The 25,307-nt window shown below is 46.7% G+C and carries 26 protein-coding genes and 1 pseudogene; 14 read left to right on the forward strand and 13 right to left on the reverse strand.

Annotation, left to right across the window (positions count from 1 at the left end; all coding sequences use genetic code 11):
* From Q4Q50_RS21075 to Q4Q50_RS21085, 3 genes are all read right to left on the reverse strand, one after another.
* A partial coding sequence (locus Q4Q50_RS21075; RefSeq protein WP_311901003.1) for a hypothetical protein occupies nucleotides 1-339 on the reverse strand: 339 nt, incomplete at its 3' end.
* 14 nt (nucleotides 340-353) lie between these two features.
* Complete coding sequence (gene fieF, locus Q4Q50_RS21080; RefSeq protein WP_311901005.1) at nucleotides 354-1,244, reverse strand: cation efflux pump FieF; 891 nt, start codon at nucleotides 1,242-1,244, stop codon at nucleotides 354-356.
* 51 nt (nucleotides 1,245-1,295) lie between these two features.
* On the reverse strand, nucleotides 1,296-1,805 hold the full coding sequence (locus Q4Q50_RS21085; RefSeq protein ID WP_107403272.1) for a Spy/CpxP family protein refolding chaperone: 510 nt from the start codon (nucleotides 1,803-1,805) through the stop codon (nucleotides 1,296-1,298).
* A gap of 380 nt (nucleotides 1,806-2,185) precedes the next feature.
* Between Q4Q50_RS21085 and Q4Q50_RS21090 the strand changes: the two genes are divergently transcribed.
* The gene (locus tag Q4Q50_RS21090) at nucleotides 2,186-2,872 is read left to right on the forward strand and encodes a response regulator (protein ID WP_107949713.1); all 687 of its coding nucleotides are present in this window, start codon (nucleotides 2,186-2,188) and stop codon (nucleotides 2,870-2,872) included.
* On the forward strand, nucleotides 2,872-4,236 hold the full coding sequence (locus Q4Q50_RS21095; protein WP_263237606.1) for an ATP-binding protein: 1,365 nt from the start codon (nucleotides 2,872-2,874) through the stop codon (nucleotides 4,234-4,236). Before Q4Q50_RS21090 ends, Q4Q50_RS21095 begins: the two co-directional genes overlap by 1 nt.
* A 97-nt stretch (nucleotides 4,237-4,333) precedes the next feature.
* Here the strand turns inward: Q4Q50_RS21095 and acuI are convergent, their stop codons facing one another.
* The 4 genes from acuI to Q4Q50_RS21115 all read right to left on the reverse strand — a co-directional run bounded on the left by acuI (nucleotide 4,334) and on the right by Q4Q50_RS21115 (nucleotide 9,931).
* Nucleotides 4,334-5,314: an acrylyl-CoA reductase (NADPH) gene (gene acuI, locus Q4Q50_RS21100; protein ID WP_311901009.1), complete on the reverse strand. Its 981-nt coding sequence runs from the start codon at nucleotides 5,312-5,314 to the stop codon at nucleotides 4,334-4,336.
* A gap of 177 nt (nucleotides 5,315-5,491) precedes the next feature.
* Nucleotides 5,492-5,998, reverse strand: a complete 507-nt coding sequence (locus tag Q4Q50_RS21105) for an ankyrin repeat domain-containing protein (RefSeq protein ID WP_311901011.1) — start codon at nucleotides 5,996-5,998, stop codon at nucleotides 5,492-5,494.
* Between the two features lie 171 nt (nucleotides 5,999-6,169).
* Complete coding sequence (gene katE1, locus Q4Q50_RS21110; RefSeq protein ID WP_311901013.1) at nucleotides 6,170-7,690, reverse strand: catalase KatE1; 1,521 nt, start codon at nucleotides 7,688-7,690, stop codon at nucleotides 6,170-6,172.
* A 282-nt stretch (nucleotides 7,691-7,972) separates the two neighbouring features.
* The gene (locus Q4Q50_RS21115; protein ID WP_311901015.1) at nucleotides 7,973-9,931 is read right to left on the reverse strand and encodes a sigma-54-dependent Fis family transcriptional regulator; all 1,959 of its coding nucleotides are present in this window, start codon (nucleotides 9,929-9,931) and stop codon (nucleotides 7,973-7,975) included.
* Between the two features lie 260 nt (nucleotides 9,932-10,191).
* On the opposite strand from Q4Q50_RS21115, the gene exaC reads away from it, so the two are divergent.
* Nucleotides 10,192-11,712 carry an acetaldehyde dehydrogenase ExaC gene (gene exaC / locus Q4Q50_RS21120; protein ID WP_011787613.1) on the forward strand — a complete coding sequence of 507 codons (1,521 nt, stop codon included), beginning with the start codon at nucleotides 10,192-10,194 and terminating at the stop codon, nucleotides 11,710-11,712.
* 226 nt (nucleotides 11,713-11,938) lie between these two features.
* Here the strand turns inward: exaC and Q4Q50_RS21125 are convergent, their stop codons facing one another.
* Nucleotides 11,939-12,700 (reverse strand): SDR family NAD(P)-dependent oxidoreductase, encoded by a 762-nt coding sequence (locus tag Q4Q50_RS21125; RefSeq protein ID WP_311901018.1) that lies wholly within the window; start codon nucleotides 12,698-12,700, stop codon nucleotides 11,939-11,941.
* Nucleotides 12,701-12,838: 138 nt separating this feature from the next.
* On the opposite strand from Q4Q50_RS21125, the gene Q4Q50_RS21130 reads away from it, so the two are divergent.
* Nucleotides 12,839-13,762 carry a LysR family transcriptional regulator gene (locus Q4Q50_RS21130; RefSeq protein ID WP_011845508.1) on the forward strand — a complete coding sequence of 308 codons (924 nt, stop codon included), beginning with the start codon at nucleotides 12,839-12,841 and terminating at the stop codon, nucleotides 13,760-13,762.
* On the opposite strand, the gene Q4Q50_RS21135 is transcribed toward Q4Q50_RS21130, so the two are convergent.
* Nucleotides 13,748-14,260, reverse strand: a complete 513-nt coding sequence (locus tag Q4Q50_RS21135; protein WP_311901021.1) for a hypothetical protein — start codon at nucleotides 14,258-14,260, stop codon at nucleotides 13,748-13,750. The genes Q4Q50_RS21130 and Q4Q50_RS21135 overlap by 15 nt on opposite strands.
* Nucleotides 14,261-14,327: 67 nt before the next feature.
* Complete coding sequence (locus Q4Q50_RS21140) at nucleotides 14,328-14,792, reverse strand: ribosomal maturation YjgA family protein (protein WP_311901023.1); 465 nt, start codon at nucleotides 14,790-14,792, stop codon at nucleotides 14,328-14,330.
* Nucleotides 14,793-15,048: 256 nt separating this feature from the next.
* Here Q4Q50_RS21140 and Q4Q50_RS21145 point away from each other — a divergent pair, with 256 nt between their 5' ends.
* The 3 genes from Q4Q50_RS21145 to Q4Q50_RS21155 all read left to right on the forward strand — a co-directional run bounded on the left by Q4Q50_RS21145 (nucleotide 15,049) and on the right by Q4Q50_RS21155 (nucleotide 18,586).
* Nucleotides 15,049-15,777, forward strand: a complete 729-nt coding sequence (locus tag Q4Q50_RS21145) for a DP-EP family protein (RefSeq protein WP_259578680.1) — start codon at nucleotides 15,049-15,051, stop codon at nucleotides 15,775-15,777.
* A 474-nt stretch (nucleotides 15,778-16,251) separates the two neighbouring features.
* A complete protein-coding gene (locus tag Q4Q50_RS21150) occupies nucleotides 16,252-17,919 on the forward strand; it encodes an ATP-binding protein (protein ID WP_259578681.1) in 1,668 nt (555 codons plus the stop codon).
* Entirely contained in the window at nucleotides 17,888-18,586 is a 699-nt protein-coding gene (locus tag Q4Q50_RS21155; protein ID WP_259578682.1) for a response regulator, read from the forward strand. Before Q4Q50_RS21150 ends, Q4Q50_RS21155 begins: the two co-directional genes overlap by 32 nt.
* A gap of 98 nt (nucleotides 18,587-18,684) precedes the next feature.
* Here Q4Q50_RS21155 and Q4Q50_RS21160 read toward each other — a convergent pair.
* Nucleotides 18,685-19,282: pseudogene (locus tag Q4Q50_RS21160) on the reverse strand (fumarate hydratase C-terminal domain-containing protein); the annotation flags it as partial.
* A 102-nt stretch (nucleotides 19,283-19,384) separates the two neighbouring features.
* Between Q4Q50_RS21160 and Q4Q50_RS21165 the strand changes: the two are divergent.
* The 7 genes from Q4Q50_RS21165 to Q4Q50_RS21195 all read left to right on the forward strand — a co-directional run bounded on the left by Q4Q50_RS21165 (nucleotide 19,385) and on the right by Q4Q50_RS21195 (nucleotide 23,959).
* Complete coding sequence (locus tag Q4Q50_RS21165) at nucleotides 19,385-19,972, forward strand: cytochrome b/b6 domain-containing protein (protein ID WP_107403265.1); 588 nt, start codon at nucleotides 19,385-19,387, stop codon at nucleotides 19,970-19,972.
* A 53-nt stretch (nucleotides 19,973-20,025) separates the two neighbouring features.
* Nucleotides 20,026-20,472, forward strand: a complete 447-nt coding sequence (locus tag Q4Q50_RS21170; protein ID WP_311901028.1) for a DUF1924 domain-containing protein — start codon at nucleotides 20,026-20,028, stop codon at nucleotides 20,470-20,472.
* An 84-nt stretch (nucleotides 20,473-20,556) separates the two neighbouring features.
* A complete protein-coding gene (locus Q4Q50_RS21175; RefSeq protein WP_311901030.1) occupies nucleotides 20,557-21,120 on the forward strand; it encodes a diacylglycerol kinase in 564 nt (187 codons plus the stop codon).
* Nucleotides 21,113-21,379 (forward strand): PepSY domain-containing protein, encoded by a 267-nt coding sequence (locus Q4Q50_RS21180; protein WP_012196525.1) that lies wholly within the window; start codon nucleotides 21,113-21,115, stop codon nucleotides 21,377-21,379. The genes Q4Q50_RS21175 and Q4Q50_RS21180 overlap by 8 nt, the downstream gene beginning before the upstream one ends.
* Nucleotides 21,379-22,038, forward strand: coding sequence for a winged helix-turn-helix domain-containing protein (locus Q4Q50_RS21185; protein WP_006079718.1), 660 nt, complete (start codon nucleotides 21,379-21,381; stop codon nucleotides 22,036-22,038). Before Q4Q50_RS21180 ends, Q4Q50_RS21185 begins: the two co-directional genes overlap by 1 nt.
* Before the next feature lie 5 nt (nucleotides 22,039-22,043).
* Nucleotides 22,044-23,360 carry a sensor histidine kinase gene (locus Q4Q50_RS21190; RefSeq protein ID WP_311901032.1) on the forward strand — a complete coding sequence of 439 codons (1,317 nt, stop codon included), beginning with the start codon at nucleotides 22,044-22,046 and terminating at the stop codon, nucleotides 23,358-23,360.
* A gap of 131 nt (nucleotides 23,361-23,491) precedes the next feature.
* Complete coding sequence (locus Q4Q50_RS21195) at nucleotides 23,492-23,959, forward strand: GNAT family N-acetyltransferase (RefSeq protein WP_259512715.1); 468 nt, start codon at nucleotides 23,492-23,494, stop codon at nucleotides 23,957-23,959.
* Nucleotides 23,960-24,064: 105 nt separating this feature from the next.
* On the opposite strand, the gene Q4Q50_RS21200 is transcribed toward Q4Q50_RS21195, so the two are convergent.
* Together Q4Q50_RS21200 and Q4Q50_RS21205 are read right to left on the reverse strand one after the other, a co-directional pair.
* On the reverse strand, nucleotides 24,065-24,262 hold the full coding sequence (locus tag Q4Q50_RS21200) for a hypothetical protein (protein ID WP_006079715.1): 198 nt from the start codon (nucleotides 24,260-24,262) through the stop codon (nucleotides 24,065-24,067).
* Nucleotides 24,263-24,672: 410 nt separating this feature from the next.
* Nucleotides 24,673-25,185 (reverse strand): DUF1993 domain-containing protein, encoded by a 513-nt coding sequence (locus Q4Q50_RS21205; protein WP_011845500.1) that lies wholly within the window; start codon nucleotides 25,183-25,185, stop codon nucleotides 24,673-24,675.
* Nucleotides 25,186-25,307: the final 122 nt, after the last annotated feature.

The following is a 25,307-nucleotide window of genomic DNA, read 5'->3' on the forward strand; positions in this document are numbered from 1 at the left end:
AATAATACGGGTGCGCCAAAGGAATAATGGCCAGATATGGACTCGATAAGTTTGGTTAGATATTTCAAAATCAATTTTCTGCGGTAGGTAATAAAGATGTTTACGCAGGACTAACTGACTCCAAGCCCCCGCTATCACAGGAGTGACTGTACTATCTGCTTGATTCACTCTCGAGGACAGCGCTTGAGTTGAGACCGTAATTTCCGCATCGGCAGGAACGTTCTCATCACGAATATCAGATTGAACTATCAACTCAAAGCGAGTCGATAGCCTCTGATAGCGACATATCAATCGAGTGGAATGATCCCATCTGTGACCTTGCTTCTGCATCCATGCCATAGCTTGCTCTTACTTTATGTTTCGTTGACTTCAGGTTTGACTGGGTCTTGGTGAATAATCACCTCGGCATCTTCGAAGGCTGCTTTGACTCTTATTCCTGTCGTATCGGCAATACTGTGGGCTTCATTCAAACTCAAATTGCCATCAAGCTCTAAATGAAATTGGATAAAAACGGTTTTGCCAGCCTGACGAGTGCGTAAATCATGCAGCCCTTGCACCCGTGGATCTTCCATCGCGATTTGCGTGATTTGCTGGCGAGTTTCTTCGTCTAACTCTCGGTCTAACAAGGCTTGAATTGAGCGATAACCTAAGCCAAAGGCTTGATGACCAATATAGAATGCAATCATTACTGCAAACAATCCGTCAGCCCACCACCAACCATATTGGGATAGGACGAGTGCTAGTAATACCGCACCATTGAGGAATAAGTCTGACTTGTAATGCAGTGAATCGGCTTCGACCACAGTGCTTTTTGTCGCCGCTAATGCGCGTTTTTGCAACGTCACTAAAGCTAACGTCATAATAATCGCGATAACGGAAACCACCAGACCTATGGTGGCATTTTCGACGGGAACGGGCGTTAATAACCGCTCGCCACCATAGAAAAGTAACAGGAACGCGGAGCCCATAATAAAGGCGGATTGCGCTAAAGACGCTAACGGCTCAGCCTTACCATGGCCATATCTGTGGTCATGATCCGGCGGCACAAGCGCGTAACGAATCGCAATAAAGTTGATGATGGAAGCGAGTGCGTCGGCAAAGGAATCCGTCAAAGATGCCAACATACTGGCAGAGCCGGAATAAAGCCAAGCGAACAGCTTGATAAGAATAAGGATCAAAGCGGTAGCCACGGAAGCGCGGCTAGCCAGTTTGACCCAAAAATCGTATTGGGAAGTCTGAGTCATAAGGGATCTATCTTGGGAAGCTATGACCCTATTGTATATCAGCTAAGACACTTAACCGCGAGGTTCTTTACCAGCTTGTGCTTCAAATCGCGCTTTAAACTTAGCTTGCTGCTCTGGTGTCAACAGATTGTAGATTTGATTATGCAGCTTCATACGTTCAATGGCTTGAGCTTGACGCTGTTCTTGCTGCGCGCTCATCAGTGCCTTGGCTTGCACTTCATCAAAATTAGGGGCCGTCATCAAGGCCTGCATTTCAGTGCGATGGGCCAAACGCTGCTCTTTCGTTGGGCGGCTATCGGCACGCGCGGCTTTCTGATCGGCAAACAGCTTTTTGATATCAGCTTTTTGGGCATCGGTTAAATCTAGCCCTTCAAACATACGATGCATGCCACGCTTATCCATGTGTCGGCCGCCATGTTCCATACGGTCGCCTTTGTGGAATTCAGAACGGGAGAAATCACAGCCACCGTCTGTCGGTTCGGCATTGACTGTTGTCGCTAAAACCGCAGAACTCGCTAGAATGGCAAACAGGCTCGCTTTCAAAGGTGATAATGTTTTCATAGTGTTAACCTCAGTGGTTCAACTTTAATATGGCAAATAAAAGATACAGTGACGACCCTTTTAAGCCGAGTCACTTTCGACCCTTCCAGTCTAAACCCCTATATGTAAGTGAGGACGTTGCCTGAGTAAATCACTGTAAAGTTGCATCAATTCAAAAGGTGGCCGACATTCTGTCATTGATGCGCCTTGAATTGAATCACCCTAGACGCTCTGAAACTCTTATCCTGAGGCTGCTTGGGTATAACAGATTCTCTATTCTTTACTTTGGCTTACATTGCTACACAGCAATTGACATCAAAACAGGTATACTCAGCCAAAGCGCTAAAAGTGCCAGTATTACATGGGCGCATAAGGCCATATTACAGAGATTAAGGAACAATATGAGTCGGATATTATTAATCGATGACGATCTGGGTTTATCTGAGCTGCTAGGGCAACTGCTCGAGTTAGAAGGGTTTCAGTTAACCTTGGCTTACGATGGTAAACAGGGTTTAGATCTGGCACTAAATGCGGATTACGATCTAATCTTACTCGATGTCATGCTACCTAAATTGAACGGTTTTGAAGTCCTGCGTGCACTGCGTCAGCACAAGCAAACGCCAGTATTAATGCTGACCGCTCGCGGCGATGAAATCGATCGCGTTGTTGGGCTTGAAATTGGCGCCGATGATTATCTGCCAAAGCCGTTTAATGACAGAGAGTTAATCGCCCGTATCCGCGCCATTATTCGTCGTTCGAACTTAACAACCCAAGAAATCCATGCCGCACCAGCCCAAGAGTTTGGCGATCTACGCTTAGATCCATCGCGCCAAGAAGCTTACTGTAATGAGCAATTAATCATACTCACAGGCACAGAATTCAATCTGCTGCACACCCTTGCGCTGCACGCGGGAGAGTTGATGAATAAGGAAGAGTTGAACGAGAAAGTACTCGGCAAAAAACTCATGCCCTTCGATCGCAGCTTAGACATGCATTTATCGAATCTACGTAAAAAACTCCCCGAGCGTAGCGATGGTCGGCCAAGGGTGAAAACCATCCGTGGCAAAGGTTATATTTGGCTCCCTTAATGGCGGTATCGACTGTGCCTAATCGTTTATTTATCAAATTATTGCTCGGATTCTGGCTCTGCAGCTCGCTGATCATTGCCTTGGTCGGTCTGTTGCCATTGCTGCAACAGAGTCACGACCGTGCGCCGCTGCCACCTCACCTTGAAAAAGTCCTATCGACTATAGCTAAGCGCATTCAAGAAAACCCCGCCTTACTGGAGTCCGATTTTCTTCGCCGCTGGGAAAGACATCGAGACATGGAAGGCAAGCCGCTACGGGTCTATCTTGTCAACAGCCAAGGTCAAGTGGTCAACACCCACAGAGTGAGTCGCGGTGTGCGCAGCTTTATGCTGATGGCAGATGAAGAAAAACAACCGATTAGCCATCAATTTAAAGATGAGTTGGTGTTTGGTCCCTATCAATTTAATCTGGGCGCTGAAACCTATTCACTCTACGGCCGCTTGCCGGATAACCATCCGCGGCCTTGGTTTTTCTTCTTCGCCGAAAATAAGTTATTAACTTTAAGCTTAGCAATTTTCCTATCGGGATTATTATGTGGCCTGCTCGCGTGGCATTTAGGTAAGGCATTAAATTCACTTAAAAAGAGTGCTAATGCCCTCGCAGAGGGTGACTTAAGTCACCGAGTCGATAAGTCCACTACACAGCGTAAAGATGAAATAGGCCAATTAGCTAAGGCCTTCAATAGCATGGCCGACTCCATCGAATCTATGATGAACAATCAACAGAGATTGATGGGCGATATTTCCCATGAGCTACGTACCCCGCTCACCCGTTTACAATTGTCGTTAGCCCTCGCCCGTAAAAAGGGCCAGCAAACGGCAGAAACGGATCGTATCGGCTATGAAGCAGAGCAACTCGAAAAGCTTATCAGTGAATTGTTAGAACTCTCGCGGGTCAAGCTCAGCACTAACGAAACCAAAGTACATTTAGGCTTGGCCGAATCCCTGAGCCAAGTTTTAGACGATGCGGAATTTGAAGCAGAACAGCAAGGTAAAAGCATTACTATCGATATAGATGAAGAAATTGAGTTAGCGCATTTTCCTAAATCACTTTCCCGCGCGATTGAAAACCTGCTGCGTAACGCGATCCGTTATGCCGCAAGCGATATTCACCTGCAGGCGAGTGCGACGGCTGATCAAGTACAAATTACCATAAAAGACGATGGTCCAGGCATAGATGCCGCCGAACTCGATGCCATTTTTAAACCTTTCTACCGCCCCGACTCGGCACGACAAAGAGAAAGCGGTGGCTGGGGACTTGGGCTGGCGATCACTGAAGCGGCGATTACCGCCCACAAAGGTAAGATTAAAGCCGAGAACCGTATCCCAACCGGACTTGAAGTGACGATCACGCTGCCGAGGTAGCCGATATGAAGAACAAGTATAGGAGGCAGAACTAATGGTTTAGTCGTAATTGGCAACACCTCGGCGTTGCCATCGTGTTAAAACGTAGGAAACGGGATTACAGCTTAACTAATACACGCCCCGTGACTTGACCTTGGATAATTTTATTCGCGAAATCAGGCACCTCTGCCAATGAAATCTGCTGGCAAGCTTGCTGATAGAAATGTGCAGGCAGTGCTTTAATCACAGCTTCCCATGCCGCTTTTCGTTTCTCAAATGGACAAGAAACAGAATCGATTCCCAGCAAACTCACTCCCCGTAAAATAAATGGCATTACGGTTGTGGGTAATGCAAAACCGCCCGCTAAACCACAAATAGCGGCGGCGCCACCGTATTGCATTTGCGCTAATGCTTTAGCGAGGATCTTGTTGCCAACGGTATCGACCACACCCGCCCAGCGCTGCGCCTCAAGTGGCTTAGCATCCTGTTCAAGCTCACTGCGATCAATCACTTCAGCGGCGCCAAGCTCCTTCAATAAGGGCGCATTTTGCTCGACCCGACCACTGCAGGCAACCACGCGATAGCCAGCATTGGCGAGCAAAGTCACCGCCACGGACCCCACACCACCACTGGCACCTGTGACCAGAATATCCCCACTTTGCGGTGTTACCCCAGCCTGCTGCAGCGCTTGCACGCACAACATAGCCGTAAGTCCAGCCGTGCCAATCATCATGGCTTTAGCGGCATCACAGTCTTGCGGCATAGGCACCAGCCAGTCGGCTTTAACGCGCGCTTTTTGCGCCATACCACCCCAGTGATTTTCACCCACGCCCCAGCCGGTCAAAATAACCTGATCGCCAACTTGGTATCTTGCATCTGTTGATTCGCGCACGACCCCCGCAAAATCAATGCCTGGCACCATAGGAAACTGGCGAATGACTTTGCCCGTACCCGTCACAGCTAAACCATCTTTATAATTCAGCGAGGAATAGTCGACCTCAACTAAGACTTCCCCTTCTGGTAAATCAGCTTCTGTGATCTGTGAAACTTGAGCAAACGTGCGTTTATCTTCTTGCGTCAGTAGTAAGGCATCAAACATAAATTGCTCTCCGAAGGCCATGAAAATCGTATTAAACGATATTCAAAAAGTTACCATAAAAGGCATAGACGCTATTAACAAGCAGACTTATGGCTAATAGTAAACGCTGAGATCTAAACAGATTAAAGAGAATGACCCAGAGTGATCGAGCGCAAAAGATGGCAAAAAATGATGCCTTTATGGCTTCAAACTCGCCTGCTGCAAAGCGCCACTTTGACCCCAGTAGCGGGCAAACTCAACCAAGGTCATTCCGGCATTATTCGTTAGGTTCGCATCACATTCTTTCGCGTATAGCCGCTTTACGATATTGAATTCGGCCTTAATCACAGCGCCCATGATTGCCGTATTACCACGCTTATCTTGCAAACAAGCATTAGCACCATGCTCAAGTAATACATCTGTTGCAGCCTCTTGGCCGTTATAAGCCGCCACCATTAGCGCGGTATAGGATTGACTATTTCTCTGGTCAATAGGGAAGCCCGCATCAAGAAAATGCTCAAGCACTGTGATATCGCCAGTACGCGCGGCAGCAAAAAAGTAGTCCACCAGCAATTGCACTTGTGCAGTATCGGGCTCGTCCGCTTGGCTAACAGTTGCGGATGCCTGAGCCGAACCTGCGCCCATCACCACCGACATACTCAGTGCCGCAATCATCAATAATAAGATAGTAATATTGTGTTTCATCAATAACTCCCGCGCAGCAAAAATAGAGATTTAAACAATAAGAGGTGACGAAATGCCCGCAAGACGCCCTCTTAAACTGGGCAGAAAAGAGCTTGATTGCGCCTTGCGGGACTTACTGGGTTTGAGCGGTTTAACGCGAATATCTGCACCAAATCGCTCTAAAATGATGAGTTAAATTGAACGCTGTTTAACGTCGGCCAAATCACCTTTTACGGCCTTGGTTAAGCGCTCACCAAACTCTGGGTCTGCACGATAAAAGTGACTCAGCATTTGATGTTTCACCTTAGCATCGTTCACTTTGCCTAAGTCACCGGCCAAGTTAGTGATCAGATCTGCTCTATCTTGCTTGCTCAAGCTGCGGTAAAAAACGCCCGCTTGGCTAAAGTTATCCTGCTTGCTAATAGCCGTTTGTTGCACTGTGCCACTGAGCGCAGTCGTTACCGCACGATAACGATTATCTTCGGCCAAGGCTAAATGTACGCTCGGTTGATAATTCACATCGGACTGGGTATGCCCCATATTGCCCGCGCCTTCTTGGTTGTGGTTTGCCACCGCCACTAAGGGTTTATTAATCGGCAATTGCGACAAATTCGCGCCGAGTCGATACAGTTGAGTATCGGCGTAGGAGAACATACGACCTTGCAATAATCTGTCTTCCGAAGGCTCAATCCCAGGGATCAAATTCGATGGCGCAAATGCCGCTTGCTCAGTTTCTTGGAAGAAGTTTGCTGGCATGCGATTAAGCGTCATAGTACCGACTTTTTGTTCAGGCACATTTGGCCATACTTTAGTGGCATCTAACGGGTTGTAATCAAACTTATTCAGCTCACTTGGGTCGAGTAATTGGACGTATAAATCCCATTTAGGGAAATTACCTTTATTGATCTCGCCATAGAGATCATCGGTCAAATGATTAAAGTTTTGACCTTGTACCTTAACCACTTCATCAGGGCGCAAGCCTTTTACACCTTGCTGACTCTTCCAGTGAAACTTAACGTATTTCACTTGCTTGTCTTGGTTAATAAACTTGTAAGCATGCACGCCCCAACCGTCCATTTCACGATAACTGGCAGGTACACCTAAGTTACTGTAAACCTGAGTCAACATATGGGTCGAGCCCGCTTCGTGGCTAAAAAAATCGAAAAAACGATTCGGATCTTGCATATTGGTCACAGGCGATGGTTTGAGCGAATGCACCATGTCAGGAAACTTGATCGCATCGCGAATAAAGAATATGGGTAAGTTATTACCCACTAAGTCCCAGTTACCTTGGTCCGAATAAAATTTGGTCGCAAATCCACGGGGGTCGCGCAGCGTTTCTGGCGAACCTTTCGAGTGGATAACAGTAGAAAAACGCACAAACACAGGCGTGACTTTGCCTTTCTGTGCAAAGGGTGCCGCTTGAGTCAGATAACTAAAATCACCACTCGATACAAACTCACCGTGCACACCTGTGCCTCTGGCGTGAACAACCCGCTCAGGAATACGTTCACGGGCAAAGCGTTGTAGCTTCTGAATAAGCTGCACATCTTGCAATAACACGCTGCCATTACTGCCCGCTGTGGTCGAGTTTTGGTTATCACCCACAGGGGCGCCATTGTCACGTGTCAGGGTATTTGTTGGTAAAGTTTGAGCCTGTACATTTAATGCCAGACCCATAGAAATAATTAAAAGGCTTTTAGTCAGATGCATAACAGTTCCTCTCTATGCATAACGCCAAGCTCTTTTCTGCCTGCCCGCAGTATAGTTCTGAATTTATAATTAAAAGAAAGGATCTTTATCGATTATATGAATCAATAAAACCTATTAGGCATGAATAAGCTACAACAAGACCTCATTTTACCTGACTCCGAAATCTGAGTTTATGGACTAAAATCTCACAGTTTTAGTCCATTGCGAATTGGTTAGTCATGGGCGTGATAAGCGAGCTTAGCGTTGTTTATTACACTTAATAATAAGCGTCGCGAGCTAACATTAACCCTTAAGTCCCATCTGTTTTAATCGACGATACAAGGCATTACGGCTGATCCCCAAACGCTTGGCGCATTGGCTCACATTGCCATCAGAGGCTTGGTATGCCTGTAGCACATTGCTATAAATCGCCTCGTGGAGAGAATCCGATTGAACCGCAGTGGCAGTTGGCAGCGTCGCAGTGTTGCCACTCGTAACTTTGCCACTCACAACTTTGCCAGCCAGCGGATGTGATGCCGAATGTTGACCGGTTTTAACCTCTTCACCTAATGGCTGCTCTTCATTTAACAGCAGTGTGTTTAACAGCTGTGCATTTAACGGATCCACTTTTAACAGATCGCACGCTAATTTTTGTGCAAGATAATCGGGTAAATGCTGCCAAGTTAAGGTGTCATCCCCTTCAGCCATCAAGCAAGCGACTTGCATAAGATTATCCAGCTCGCGCAAATTGCCGGGCCAGTCGTGTTGCATCAGCAGCCCTAACAACTCAGGGCAGATCGCCTGCGGCGCAATGCGATGTTTACGATGCAATTTATGGATAATGCGCTCGATATCCTGCCGCTCACGTAGCGCAGGTAAACGTACTTGTAGACCATTCAATCGATAGAATAAATCCTGCCGAAACAGCCCCTGCGCCACTTGTTGCTCTAAATCCATATGGGTCGCGGCAATGATTTGGATATCGACTTTAAAGCTTTGATTACTGCCAACGGGCACCACTTCGCGCTCCTGCAATACCCTGAGTAAACGACTCTGTGCCGCCAGCGGCATTTCACCTATTTCATCTAAAAACAAAAAACCGCCGTGGGCTTGGCGAATTTTGCCGATAAATCCTGTGCGGTTCGCCCCAGTAAACGCGCCCGCCTGATAACCAAAGAGTTCAGATTCGACTAACTCTGCAGGCAATGCCGCACAGTTCACCGCCACTAAGGGCTCGCTGCGCCGCGCACTCTGGGCGTGGAGCTTTTTAACAAACTGCTCTTTACCTACGCCCGTTTCTCCGAGCACTAGCAGCGGAATTTGCTTGGTGATCACCTTATTGGCATGTTGCCAAGCGCGCTCAAGTTGAGGATCGCGAAACCGAACCCCCAATTGATTGAGCGATTTATTGCTAATCGCAACTCGACCCTTAGCGCTGGGAATGTTTAAGGGCTGAGTCTGTAGATGCAAGTCTAAATGCTGATTAAAACCACCCGCACGGCTCCAATTATCGCCTAAGTACTGCTCAACGCTATCACCCACCTTGGCTTGATTAAGCAATTGTTTCGCCATGGGATTACAACCCACAATGCGGCCATCGCTGTCGGCAATCACTATGCCCTGCCAACCCGAATTCAGTAAATTTGGCTGCGCCGCTAAATCGATTCGATAATGGCTATCGGGCAGATGACACAAGAGCGCGGTCTCGACCTGCTGCGCCAAACTCGACACTAACATCAGCGTCTGCTGAGTGTGTCTTTGCTGCTCACTGGTGATATCTATCACCCCGAGCATCTCACCTTGGGGGGAAAATATTGGGCAGGCGGTGCAACTCATAAAACGATTCTGGAGAATAAAATGCTGCTCACCCACCACAGATACAGCTTGTTTGGCTGTGAGCGCCGTCCCTATCGCATTGGTGCCTTTGTGCTGCTCGAGCCAATTCACCCCGATATCCAAAGCCACGTCTGCCAATTTTGTGGAGTAGCGGCTCACGCCCCAGTGCCTAAGCACATAACCCTCGACATCGGAGAGCAAGAGTCGGCTATTAGAATGCGCCATCAACTGATTGAACAAGGGCAAAGCATGGGATTGCACTAATGCAATGAGCATTTGATATTGCTCATGTTTCTGCTTTAGTTCGCTGGCGTCGAGCCTAAGCTCTTGGGGTAACTGAAATTCTGACAAGCCAGCGCCAATGCTGCGCTGCCACGAATCGGCCAACCACGCCTGTGTCGATGGTAAATGCGGTTTAACTGCCATAGCCGTGCTCCCCCGAGCTGTGTTCCGTTTCGGCACAGTTGCAGTGTGCCATTCGATGACAAAGTGACCACAGGACACACCTCTCTCCCTGAGTGCCCACACTGTTTCAAATCTGCAAAATTAGCTTTTCATCATACTGTTAGCGCAACAAGTGTACAACTCCTGCCAGTTTGGCACTCTCCTTGCGATATCCATTTGTATGCAACGCTAAAGTGTTACGCAAGAGAACACTAAGTCAATCAACAAGAAGGAATGATTCTATGATTTATGCTCAACCCGGAACCGCAGGCGCAATCGTTAACTTCAAAGAAAAATATGCCAACTTTATCGGTGGTAAATGGATCGCCCCAGTCAATGGTAAATACTTCGACAATCGCTCACCCGTGAATGGCCAAAACTTTTGCCAAATCCCGCGATCCGATGCACAAGATATTGAATTAGCGTTAGATGCAGCCCACGCAGCCAAAGAAGCATGGGGTAAAACTTCAGTCACCGAACGCTCAAACCTGTTACTGCGCATTGCCGATCGGGTCGAACAAAATCTCGAATATTTAGCCGTCGCCGAAACCTGGGAAAACGGTAAAGCGGTGCGTGAAACCTTAAACGCCGACTTGCCCTTATTTGTCGATCACTTCCGCTACTTTGCCGGTTGTATCCGCGCACAGGAAGGCAGCGCCGCTGATATCGACGGCAACACAGTCAGCTATCATTTCCCAGAACCTTTAGGCGTGGTCGGCCAGATCATTCCTTGGAACTTCCCGCTCTTGATGGCGGCATGGAAAATCGCTCCTGCGCTGGCGGCGGGTAACTGTGTGGTACTCAAGCCTGCGGAGCAAACGCCGGTATCGATTCTGGTATTACTCGAGCTGATTGAAGACCTATTACCCGCGGGCATTCTTAACGTAGTCAACGGCTTTGGCGCTGAGGCGGGACAAGCTCTGGCCACCAGCAAACGCATTGCTAAACTTGCGTTTACGGGCTCCACCGAAATTGGTTATCACATTTTAAAATGCGCCGCCGAATCCTTAATCCCATCAACCGTTGAGCTTGGCGGTAAGTCGCCGAACGTATTTTTTGCCGATGTGATGGACCATGAAGACGAATATTTAAATAAGGCCGTCGAAGGCATGTTACTGGCCTTCTTTAACCAAGGTGAAGTCTGTACCTGCCCATCTCGGGTGCTAGTCCAAGAATCGATTTTCGATCGCTTTATCGAGAAAGTGCTCGCCCGTGCGCAAACCATTAAGCAAGGTGATCCCTTAGATACCGACACTCAAGTTGGCGCTCAAGCCTCTAAAGAACAGTTCGATAAAATCTTAAGCTACTTAGCCATAGGTAAGGCTGAAGGTGCAGAAGTGCTACTGGGCGGCACACTTTGCCAACTCGATGGCGGCCAAAGCGAAGGTTATTACATCAGCCCGACGATTATGAAAGGCCACAATAAGATGCGTATCTTCCAAGAGGAAATCTTCGGCCCTGTGATTTCAGTCACCACCTTCAAAGATGAAGCCGAAGCCTTAGCGATCGCTAACGATACTGAGTATGGCTTAGGCGCTGGAGTGTGGACGCGAGACATGAACACGGCTCAACGTATGGGACGCGGCATTCAAGCGGGCCGCGTGTGGATTAACTGTTACCATGCCTATCCTGCCCATGCCGCTTTTGGCGGATACAAAAAATCCGGTATTGGCCGCGAAACCCATAAGATGATGCTCAACCACTATCAAAATACGAAGAATCTCTTGGTAAGTTACGATGTGAATCCACTGGGTTTCTTCTAAGGGACTTTGTTAGGAGATTTATCTAAGAGGCTTTATCTAAGATACTTTCTATAAAGGACGTCTCTAACCTGCTACAGCAGTTGTCCTTAGCGGTTGCAGCTAAGCGTTGTTGAAGATGGTGCATTCGCAGTGATTGCTGTGTAAAAGTCACATAAATAAGAAAGGGCTATTCGCCCTTTCTTTATTTCTATCTCACATATAAATAAATCACATGCTTATAAAAAACCTAAAGAAACATACCACCTGAGGCTTCGATACGCTGGGCATTAATCCAAGCGGCCGCTGGCGATAACAAGGCACTAATCGCGCCGCCGATATCGTCAGGCAAGCCCACACGTCCTAACGCAGTTTGCTGCGCTAAAAACTGATTCATCTGTTCATTATCCCGTACAGCACCGCCGCCAAAATCTGTTTCAATCGCCCCAGGGGCAAGCACATTGACCCGAATACCCCGTGGGCCTAACTCCTTCGCCCAATACTTAGTCATAGTTTCGACCGCACCCTTCATAGTGGCATAGGCGCCAAATCCGGGAATCGCAAAACGCGTCAAGCCGGTGGAAATATTGACAATGCTTCCCCCATCCATCAGCTGTGGCAATAAGGTTTGAGTCAAAAAGAACGGTCCTTTGACGTGGATGTTCATCAAGGTATCGAACTGTTCGATACTGGTTTCCGCCATAGGCACATGAATCCCGATACCAGCATTGTTAATCAAATAGTTAAACGACTCCCGCTGCCAAGTCTGAGCTAATACAGTGCTAACTTGGATGGCAAACTCGGCAAATGAGCCGCTATCGCTCACATCCAGCGGCAGTGCTACCGCTTTGCGTCCCAGCCATTCAATCTCGGCAACCACTTCAGCGGCCGCTGCGGCATTCGTTTGATAGGTAAGGATAATATCTATCCCCTGAGCCGCTAATTTCTGGGCAGTGTTTTTACCTAAACCGCGGCTAGCGCCAGTGATAAGTGCAATTGGAGTCGTGTTCATGGTCAGTCCTTATAATCGTCGCTGGAAGTGGAACCTAAGCCTTGAGGCCTAATTAACTGCACACAGCTTATTACTTGCAATTAACGAGATAAACACACTATAAATGCTAAGACTGTTAACCAATAAAGGACAATCGCCGTGCAAGATAGACTGCAAGCCATGCAAATTTTTATGCGGGTCGCTGAATTACAAAGCTTTACCCAAGCGAGCGCCAGCTTAGGCCTATCGAAAACCCATGTGTCGAATGTGGTGGCGCAGTTCGAAACCTTTCTGGGTGCGCGCTTGTTGCAACGCACCACGCGGACGGTACGCTTAACCCAAGATGGCCAGAGTTGTTATGAGCGCTGTAAAAGTTTACTGGCGGAATTTCAAGAATTAGAAAGTCTGTTCCAACTGCAAGCCGAGCAAGTGTCGGGACGGCTCAGAGTCGATATGTCGACAGGCATTGCCCGCAACTTAGTGCTCCCTAAACTGGCTGAATTTATTGAGCAATATCCGCATATCGAGCTTGAACTAAGCAGCACAGATCGTAAGGTGGATGTCATTGCCGAAGGGTTCGACTGTGTGATTAGGGTCGGCAGTGTGCAGCAAGAAGGATTAATAGCGAAAAAAATGGGGCATTTTAAGATGCTGAACTGTGTCAGCCCAGCCTATATTGCCAAATACGGTAAACCCGAAAGCCTTGAGGATCTCACCTTACACAACCACAAACTCGTCCACTACGTAAGCCAATTAGGTGGCACTGACTCAGGCTTTGAATATCAAGATCCCCACACTCATCAAGCGAACCTTACTATCCAACTGCCTAAATTGATTACGGTAAATAATGCCGATGCCTATAGCTCAGCCTGCTTGGCGGGGCTGGGGATCATTCAAGTTCCCAGCATAGGGGTGGCTAAATATTTACACACTGGAGAGTTGGTCGAGATCCTGCAAAATTACCCAGCGCCGCCAATGCCTGTAAGCTTGCTCTACCCACACAGGCGGCATTTATCTAAACGCCTGCAAGTCTTTATGGCATGGTTAAATCAGCAGATGACGCCGTTTTTAGTCCCACATTAGAGACTTTTCGATGGCCGCTAAACGCTGAGCCAATTCGGCCATAGCGGCGGCCGTTTGCGGATCGCTTTGGGGATTAACAACTTCAATCAGCTTAAGTTTCGGCCGCGCCGTTAACCAAGAGCTGCCCGCACTAATGACTAAATCCAGCACAAACTGACCGTAATAGTGCAGTCGCAAGCGGTTATCGGCTATCGGCCAATGTGAGTGCAGTAAAAACGAATCATACATTTGCGCCAAAGATGTCGTCGCAATGAGCTTAAACGCTTCATCAAACAGGCTAAACTCGGTTGATTCTTCGAAGGGACAATCAAAAGAAGTGATGACCAGATACCCCGAGGTTTTATTGGGTAAAACGCAGCGATATTGGCCTTCAATCACTCGACCAGCAATAAAGGCATGAGTATGTTGGCCATTGAAATACAAAGGTATTTTCAGTGGATTAAGCTCAAATCCATTAGTACGTGCTGTTAGCAGTGAAAATGCCGTTATAGGTTGCATCCTTTACCCCACTTATCTCGCCTATCCGCGAAAACACATGTCACGCGGCTCTTGCGGATTCAAATCACTAGGGCTGGCGGCTTTTCCAATAACAACCCAATAAGATCAAGTAACCGACAAAATATGCCACGAGATCGAGTGGATCAAAATGGCTACCTATCACTATCCGCGCCAAGCTATTTCCGCCCAAGCCTAGCTTGTCGACTAAACCCCAATACTGGCCAAACTCGATAGCAAAGGCAAACAGCAATACCGCAAACGCCAGCCAAGGAGTTTGAAATAAGCGCTTAATGCCATCGCCAGTGTTTTTTGCTGCGGTATTTTCTACTGGATGGGTAAAAGGAACGACAACGCGCGCCATGCAAAACAGTAAGATCACCACCAATACATCGCCCACAAAACCACGGATAAAACCCGCAGGCGCATATAAAGCGATTAAGACTTCAGTCAAAAATAATAAAACGGCATAAATAAAAAAAGATTTACGACTCGGATTGCGGCTGATGAAAGCGCGCATGACGGCGGCAAACATAGATATGCTAATCCCAAACTTCACTCAATTGAGGTGGCAGAATCTACCGTAACACCAAGAGGTGAACAAGTGAGCTTTAGTTGACATTTAAAGCTCGCCCTAGCCCCAAAGGCTCAATTCAACACCAACAACTCAGTAAATGTTAACTCTTCATTGAATGAGTTATACCAGTTCCATTTTTCTTTATCTGCTTACCAAAAAGCTTTACAATCGATTTGCACATCCTAAGTAATACTTTAAATTAAAAGGAATTATCGTGAAAAAAACACTACTTTTGCTTGCTCTAACGGCATCGTTATCCACCCAAGCCGCCACTCAACAAGACATTGACTTGGCACTGGCTAAAATAAAAAACAGCGCTGACTTACAAGTGGTATTAAATACCCCTTCAGCGCTCGACGCACTCGGTGACAACTTACCTCAGTTCATTAATAGTGTAACCGTTGATCAACAGGTGAGTTTCGACAAAGAGATATTAATAAACAATCTCACCGCAACTGAAGTTTATAATATTCTCGCCCTGTTTGGTCAGCAAACCACCATAGCGCAATACCAAGGTGCCGCCATAGTTACTGATACCGATAGACTGCTATTAAATACAACTGCACTACCGGTTTGTAATGCTGCTAATCCTATTGAATTATCTGTCACGCTTGATACTCAAAAACAAGCGCATTTCGGCTACACACAATCGGGCATTGAATGTGATGGCAATGTTGAATTAACTGAAAATACCACGGTAACGTATCAGTTAGTCAATCAACCCAACTCACCAAAAGGGCTGCGCTTAACAGGGGCTGGATTTACCAATCCCTTCGATGGCCATATTGACACAGTGACCGTCAGCTCTGATGGGCAAACTATTCAATTGCAAAACAATATTCAAAATCCTGGCGGCAGCAAATATCAATTTATTTTTGCGACAGATGAAAATGATTTGCTGCTGGTAAGTCCAGACCCACAAATTATTGACCGAGAAGATTAAGTTTTTAGGGATTAAATAGGGGACAGTAGCTTTTGCTAATGTGTTCCCTTTTTTAAGCTTATCAAATAGCTTTATAACCGAGTTTCGCAATAATTAAAAATTTGAATTAAAAGTATTCATTACAAAAACATATCTTTCTGTGTTTTGTAGCCTTCTCTACAAGGCTTTAAATTATCTTAATGTTGTCTACATGGATCTTGTGATGACTCCGGCCAGAAGCCAGTTAATGGATGCCAATGTCACGCCTTTCTCTCATATGATAACCCACTATTTTTATGCGCTGAGAATAAACTCACAGGGAGCCACACAGGCATCCCACTCCGGTGTTGCATTGACTTAAAAGGGAATAACCATTTCTGCGTCAATGCGCCTTGGATTGAGATACCTGTGAGGCTCTGAACTGATTAGAGATTTAATGTGATTGGTATAAGATACTTTAGATGTGAAACTTCTTCCTAACCGACAGGATTATTTATGCTTGCCGCCAAAAAGCGATTCGACTTATTTAAGCCGATGAAATTCAAGAAATACTTTATTACCAGTATTTTTATTGCAATGGTGTTGATCTTAATCGTCATGGTGGCAGCCACCTTTCATATCTTAAAAATCACTCATGATGAAAGTCTTAAGCAACGCGGATTAGAATTAGCCAGCATCCTTGCGATGGATCCTGTGGTTATCGCTGCAGTTGAGCACTCAAACGTCACACCAGAAGTCTCTATCCGGTCTTACATTGAAAACTTACGCGCTCAGACTAGCGTATCTTTTATTGTGGTGGTTAATAAGGAAGGTATTCGCTTAAGCCACCCCGATGAACACAAGTTGTATAAGCCATTTGTGGGCGATGATCTTAACCCTGTACTAAGCGAGGGGATCAAGGTCAGCACCTTTGCCACAGGCTCCCTAGGTCCTGCGATTCGCAGCTTCTCCCCTATCGTCAGTAATGGCGAAGTCATTGGGGCGGTATGTGTTGGTATTCTTACTCAAAAAGTGAGTCTCCTCTTCCTTCAAAGTAATGCTAATCTTCTCTTTGTTGTCATCTTAGTTTTAATGATTGCAATATTTTTGATTATCATGGTGTTATCAAAGTTAAAACACACCATGCAATACCTAGAACCAGAGTTAGTCATGAAGCGATTACTGGAGCATGATCGCATTTTTAATGCTATCCATGATCCTATTATTTCTGTCGGCAATGACTTTACCATTTCAGCTATCAATGACATCGCGGCTCAGATCTTACCTATGGGGAGCATGAGTAAAACGGACTACATAGGACAACCCTTGTCCCACTTTTCAGCGGCACTCAGTCAGATAACCAAAGCCTGCAATAAAGAAGCCTCCTCCGAACGGATACGCCTAGGTAAGCTCGATTACCGCGTGTGTATTTATCCATGGCAAGTCAACCAAGAGCAACACGGTTATGTGATTATTTTTCTTGCCGATATGGCGCTCAATGAACTCAAAAAAGAGCTGCTTCATTATAAAAACTATTCAGAGCAGCTACGCAGTAAAACCCATGAGTATTCAAACAAACTCAATGTGCTTTCCGGTATGCTCCAGCTAAAGCATTATGATGAGGTCATAGAATTTATCGACCACGAAAGTAAAGGCCATCAACGAATCATTGGTAATATTGTACGCTCGATTCATAACAGTTTGGTCGCCTCTATTCTGCTGGCAAAATACAATAAAGCGACTGAAACTAACGTGAGATATACGCTCGATGAGGATAATAATTTCCAAGATTACAGTAAGTTGGTATCTGAAAAGTTAGCCACGATTCTTGGCAATCTCATCGACAATGCCATTCTTGCCGCTTGGAATAATCGCAATAATGCACCACCTGAGGTACAGGTTTACATTAGTGATCACAGTCAGCATATTATTCTAGAAGTGCAAGATAGCGGCGCCGGCATTAAACCTGAAATAGCTGATGCTATTTTTGACTTTGGTGTCACAAGTAAAACCGATCAGGAACAATCAGGCATTGGTTTATATCTGGTTAATGAGCTAGTAAAGCAGTTTAATGGAAGTCTCGATTGGGAATACACCGAGAATAAAACTACTTTATTCTCCATATACATAGAGAAGAGCGAAGTAAAACGCTATGAGGCAGAAAGTCACCACCATGATTATTGAGGATGATCCCAAGGCAAGTTACGCCTTGGAATCCATCATTCACCAGCATCCAGACTTTGAGGTGGTTGTCGTCAGTGAAACCTATCAAGAGGCGCTGATGCACTACAACCTCTACAAACCTCAATTGGTTTTTGTGGATATCACCTTACCCGATGGCAGCGGTATCGATGTCATCAAAGAACTGCGTGCCCAAGGTGCTGGTTGTTATTTCATTATGACAACCGCTGAACTCGAGGCGACGACCATAGAACAAGTCGTACAACTCGGCGTGAGTGATTACCTTGTAAAACCACTACGTATGTCAAGGGTTCGCCAAGCACTCGATGATTACAAGTTATACAGGCAAAAGCTGGCCAGCCATGAAACCATGGATCAAAGTGTGATTGATAATATCCTCGGGAAAAATACTAGCCTCCCGATGAGACGCACTCCGAAAGGAATCGATGCCAATACGCTTGATACACTGAAAGAAATCCTAAGAAAGGAGCAACTCACTGATTTTTCTGGGGACGATATCAGTGACCGCATGAACGTTAGTCGTATCACTATCCGTCGCTATTTAGAATATCTTGAATCTGAAGGGGTGATAAAAATGGTATTGAACTATAAAACGGGTGGACGTCCAAGCCGATTGTACAAACTCATTAATATTGATTTGCTGAGTTAATCCTTTTTAAAATGGTAATGAAAATGGCGACCAACAGATAAACATCTGTTGGTCGCCATTAATATTGCTTTTGATCACCTGACTTGCAGGGGTGAATATCAGGCAGTCATTTCAGCAATGTTGAGCTTCCAGGTTTTTGGCCCGGTTTCGTGTACATTTCCGCCTAAACTATCGACGGCAACTGTCACTGGCATATCTTCAACATCAAACTCATAAATGGCTTCCATTCCAAGATCGCCAAAAGCGAGAACCTTGGCAGATTTAATAGCCTTTGCCACTAAATAAGCTGCACCACCTACGGCCATCAAATACACGGCCTTATTCTTTTTAATCGACTCAACGGTTTCTGTGCCACGTTCAGACTTACCAATCATGCCGAGTAAACCAGCCTGCTCTAGCATCATGTCGGTAAACTTATCCATACGAGTCGATGTCGTTGGACCTGCAGGGCCAACCACTTCATCACCTACGGCATCGACTGGGCCGACGTAATAGATAAAACGATTATGGAAATCAACAGGGAAAGATTCTCCCCGCGCCAACATATCTTGGATACGTTTATGGGCAGCATCACGACCGGTTAAAATTTTACCTGAGAGCAAAATGGTTTCACCTGCTCGCCACTCACTGACATCGGCTTTAGCAAGTTCATTAACATTCACTCGACGCACATTTTTTACCAACTTCCCATGTCACTCAACCCCATCAACTCACTGAATGTTCGCGCCTCAAAATTTAAGCGAGGTTTAAGTTTGGGTTAAGTAGCCTACACCTAAACCAACTTAGGAGCGTCACACCATGTCATCAAACACACTGCAAACCATCAAAGTCTGGGACCTGTTGATCCGCATATTCCATTGGTCACTCGTCGGTTTTTTTGCCTTAGCCTACCTCACTGAAGGCGAAGACGAGTGGATGACCATCCACAGTTACGCAGGTTATAGCATCTTAATTTTACTGGTGTTTCGTCTGCTGTGGGGCGTGATTGGTACCCACAATGCGCGCTTTAGCAACTTTATCACTCGCCCTAAAGAAGTGCTGGTGTACCTCAAAGGGCTCATCACAGGCAAAGCCAAAGACTACATAGGCCATAACCCCGCTGGAGCAATGATGATAGTGGCCTTGATTGCCAGCATCGCCATCACGGGATTCTCAGGCATGGCACTGTACGCCACCGACGGACACGGCCCATTAGCCACAAGCTTTTTCGCCACTTGGCCCGAAGGCGCCATAAAAGAAGTCCATGAATTCTTTGCCAACTTCACAGTGTTCCTTGTGGTCATCCACGTTGGCGGCGTCATCGTCAGCAGCCTGTTACACAAAGAAAACTTAGTCAGAGCCATGGTCACGGGCAAGAAACAACGCCCTGTGGAACAAGAAGATTAATACGTTAACCATTTTGCTTAGCAACAAGACATCCAGCCTAAAAGGAATGCCCTATGAACAGATTAACCAGACACACGATTAAAAGTCGCCTTGCCCTTGTCGCGATTTCAACCTTGCTGCTGACTAGCCTCAGCGTTAGCGCCGCCAACAGTAAAGTGCAAAGCCTGCCACTGAGCGCCGAGCGTATTGGCACGCAGCTGCAAAGTTATCAAGCCCAAGGCGCAGGACCCTTTACCGCCGCCGCAGGACAAAAGCTTTGGCTACAGGACATGGACGGTCGCAGCTGCGCCAGTTGCCATACCGCCAAAGTCACCGACATGGGGATGCACCAAAATACCCGTAAACCCATTGACCCTATGGCGCCGTCGATTACCGCAGATCGGTTAACCGACTCAGCCAAAATCGAGAAATGGTTTACCCGTAACTGTAACTGGACCTTTAAACGCGACTGCACGCCACAGGAAAAAGGCGATGCCTTACTCTGGTTAAGCCTGCAATAACCGCCAAATTTCGACCTTATCACTCATTCAATTAGAGCAATTAATACCTTCAACAGAAGGTAACGGCACAAAAAGGAAGATGTCATGACTAAACAAGCACACCCTATTAGCTGGTTCTTAGGCTCATCACTCACAGCTGCGGCATTAGCCATTGGTGTTATCGGTATCTGCCTAACCTTAACCGGCACAGGCTATGCGGACGATGGCCGCGGGCTTAGCCGCGCCATTCCACAAAATGCGGAATATACGGCAGAATGTGGCAGCTGCCACATGGCTTATCCCGCGAACTTACTCCCCGCCGACAAATGGCGCGCCATTACCACCAATCTTGAGAATCACTTTGGTGACAACGCCAGCCTAGATCCTCAAGTCACTGCTAGGATTGAGGAATATCTGGTTCAACATGCGGCGCAAAATGGTAAGGTGATGAAAAACAGCACGCCACTGCTTGCAGGCGCTGGGCCGCAGAAGATCACAGAACAGGCATTTTTTATTCGCAAACACGATGAGATCCCAAGACGTATGGTGCAAGATAACCCCAAAGTCGGCTCATTCAGTCAATGCAGCAATTGTCACAACCTCGCAGAAAAGGGCATATTCGATGAAGATACCGTTAATATTCCTGGCTTTGGCCGTTGGGATGATTAGCAGCCCCAGCTGCAATGCCCACGACGATGATCTTTCAAACAAGGTGGTCGAGTGGGTTAAGGAGGGCAAGGTTTTGCCCTTCGACACCATAATGCAACGCTATGAATCACGGCTAAAAGGACGGTTGCTCGATCTCGAAGTCGAGCAAAAACATGGCAGGATCATCTACGAGCTCGAAATCCTCCGTGACGATGGCATAGTGTATGAAATCAAGATTGACGCCAAAACTGGCGAGTGGCTAAAGGAAAAGGTCGACTGATGCGTTTGCTATTGATTGAAGATGATACCGATCTGGTCGCGCGCCTCATTCCCGCCCTTAACAAGGCAGGTTATACCGTCGAGCACGCCGATAACGGTATCGACGGTGCCTTTTTAGGCGAAGAAGAAAACTTCGAAGCCGTGATTCTCGATCTGGGTTTACCTGGCAAACCCGGTTTACAAGTCCTCGGCCAATGGCGACAAAAAGGCTTAGCCATGCCAGTGCTTATTCTCACCGCTCGTGATGCGTGGCACGAGCGGGTCGACGGTCTCAAGGCGGGTGCGGATGATTACCTCGGCAAGCCTTTTCACATTGAAGAACTACTCGCAAGGCTCGAAGTGTTGATCCGCCGCCACTTTGGCCGCGCCGACAATGTGTTACAACATGCGGGCGTTTCCCTCGATGTCGACAAACAAGCCGTCACCAATGTCGACGGTGAAGTGATAGAGCTGACTAAGATTGAATATCGCCTACTGCATTATTTAATGGTCAATCCCAGCAAAATCGTCTCTAAGTCAGAGCTCAGTGAACGCATTTACGAAGAAGATCAAATCAAAGACAGCAATGTCATCGAAGTGTACGTCAACCGCCTGCGTCAGCGCTTAGGCAAGGATTATATCGAAACCCGTCGCGGCCAAGGTTATCGACTCAAGGAGTAAAAGGCGTGTATTCACTCAAGGGTTATCTGACGCGCAATCTGCTGATCACGCTCACCTTTGCCATGGTGCTGTTACTGTATTTTCTGTACCAAGGTATCCAAATATTGACCCAAGATTTTGTTGCCTCGCGATTGCAGCACGATGCCGACAGCCTGATCTCCGCCCTGAATAACCATCCCGATGGCAACTGGGCGCTCACCACCGACCGCTTGCCCAATGTGTACCACAGGGTTAATTCTGGGCATTATTTTGCAATTCAAATCGGCGAACAAACCCTGCGCTCACGCTCCCTATTCGACCATAACGTGGACATGCCAAAACTGACCGCCGGTGAGCACCACCAAGCCACTGAGTTTGTCGGCAAAGAACATTGGCTGATGTTCAGTCAGGCCGTAATCAAAGATGATCAATTAGTTACCCTGTGGGTGACAGAAGACATCAGCGAGCTCGAACAGACCCAAGTGCAATTTTTAGCCTTTGCCAGCACGGCGGTGTTGCTCACGATTGTTATTCTATTAATGGCGCAGTATCAGCTATTGAAACGCGGCTTTAAACCCTTAGAGCAGATGCCAGAAGCCATACGGCAGATGCGCACCCAAGGGCAAGAAATCAGTCCAGACCAAATGCCGAGCGAAATCATCCCGCTGATTGAGGAGATAGATCGCTTAGTCAATCAATTGGGCCAGCGAGTGCAACGCTCCCGTAATGCCCTAGGTAACTTAGCCCACGAAATGAAACGTCCGCTACAAGGGCTGCAGTCCTACCTAGAAAGCCTTCCACCGGAACAGAGGAGTGAGGGCAGCAAGGTGCTCGCAAATCTGCACCACATCATCGAGAGAGAGCTTAAGCGCACTAAGATTGTCGGGCTGTCCACTCCGGGGCGTTATACCGTGCTCGATGACGACCTCGCGCCGCTGATTCAAGTGATGCAGCGTATCTACCCAGACCGCATTATTCATAGCCATTACACGAGTGGCTTAGTGATGCCATTTGACCGCGATGACTTACTCGAACTCTTAGGCAATTTACTGGATAACGCCTGCAAACATAGCCGCAAGAACATTGAGATCCGTATAGTGCATCAAACGGCTCCCACCGCAGGTTATGGGATCATAGTCAGCGATGATGGCGAAGGCGTCTCCGATGCCGCATTGTCGATTATCATCGAGCGCGGCATTCGGTTAGATGAAAGCATTCAAGGCCATGGCTTAGGATTATCAATCTGCAAAGATATCGTCGACAGTTATCAGGGCGAACTTAGCTTTAGCCACGCGCAACAAGGTGGACTCGAAGCCAGCGTATTTCTGCCGATCCCAAGTTAAGCGGTATACTCAGCCAAACCGTGCTTAATTAATCCTGCCGCCACATCATTCAGACCAGCGAACAGACTTAAGTATTCGCGCCATAATGTCGCACCATTAAGCCCTTTGCATAACACACGTCAGAGATTTATATGAAAGTTATCGACCTAAAATCGGCCCCGCAGCACATTCCACAGCTGGCACAATGGCATCATCAAGAATGGGCACATTTAAGTTCCGCGGACGCCACAGTCACCACACTCATTGAGCAGATGAGCGAGTACCTCACCGACGCCGCCATTCCTAAGATGTTTATCTGTGAAGATGCTAACCAAGTCATGGGCTCCTCCTCATTAACCGCAGCAGATATGGATACCCGAACCGACTTAAGCCCTTGGCTGGCCAATGTGTATGTTAATCCACACTATCGAAATAAAGGCTTAGGGAAATTATTAGTCAATGCCGTCGTTGATTATGCCAAAGCACTCGGATTACAAAAAATCTATTTGTTTACCGCAGACAAAGCAGAATTTTATCAAACGCTTGGTTGGTCAAAGATTTCACGGGAAGATTATATGGGCGAGATGGTCACGATAATGGAATATGAATTTAAGAAGTGAATGTTTAAGGAGAGTGAGCAAGCCCCACGACGGGCGTCGTGAAGCTGTACATGCTGGCTAAATATCTAGATGTGATATCCAATACTTAGCGACAAGCCAATGGCTTTAGTCAATTTCTATATCCACGCCGAAACGATTGGATAGTTGGCGTTGCTCGTGCAGAATTTCAATTCGGCGGCGAGTGTCTTGGGTCAACTTGTCTTTGAGGCGCAAACCACTAGTAATGGCGGCTTTTTTTGCTTTCTTGCTCTTAGTTGTCGTTGCATCCGTTGGACTCTCGACGGCTTGAGATTCGATAGACATAGCTAACTCCTTTAATTAGAACCTTAAATAGACTCTTCCAGTAAATCCCTGCTCAAAACGAACAAACAGGTCATCTTTATAATGAGTCAATTCGCCATTCACTATTTAAGTAATAGATAATTTGGCGACTCATAAACTTACGGCCCATATCATTTACCTAAGCCAACAAAATTAAATCACATGCTAACAGGATAAAAATAATCGAGACGTAAGGTCGAAATGAAAAACTGAGTATTGATTGACTTCATCGGCGTAACAGACCCTAACGAGCCCTAAATTTCCAGCGACAAAGCGGCATAACATAGGTAGAGAAAAAACAGGTGGTAATGCAGAAAGGTTGGTAAGCTCGAGCGGCAAAGCGCTGCTGCGCAACAATTAGGCTGCGCAACAGTACTACATCTAGCCTAGATTTACGACTTATATGGCATAGCGCCAAGGTAATCTTTCTTGCCAATTTCAACACCGTTGTGGCGCAAAATCGCGTAGGCTGTTGTTACATGGAAGTAAATGTTCGGAATCGCATGCTCAATAGCAAACTCATAACCCGTCAGATATTTTCCTTCCCAACGTGGTTGTGAGACATGGATCGTAGCCGCATTAGCAAAATCATCCGCTTTGAACGTCGCTAAGTAATCTAATACAGAGCTAATACGCGCTTGCAAATCAGCTAAAGTCGTTTCGCTATCATCGTGCTTTGGCACTGTATCTAAGTTATCGGTCAAACGTGCCACGCCAATTTTGGCAGTATCGCAGGCAATCTGAACTTGGCGAATAAGGTTAAATTGATCCGGTGCTAAACGTGAGTTTAATAGCACCGCCATATCGACTTTCTTGAGGTTTGCGAAGCATTCGCCCTTTTCAAGAATAACGCTTAAATTTTTCAGCATCTTGCTAAATTGTACAACCGTTAAATCATAAAGCATGGCATTGACCTCAGTGATGGACGCTACAAAACTGCAGCACTTAAGACTATCTTGGGGCAAATAACTCAATTTCAATCATTCTTGGAATTTAAGTATTTGCTTAACAATAAACACACCTAAAT

It is taken from the genome of Shewanella scandinavica (genome assembly GCF_031932065.1).
In the GTDB taxonomy this organism is placed as follows: domain Bacteria; phylum Pseudomonadota; class Gammaproteobacteria; order Enterobacterales; family Shewanellaceae; genus Shewanella; species Shewanella baltica.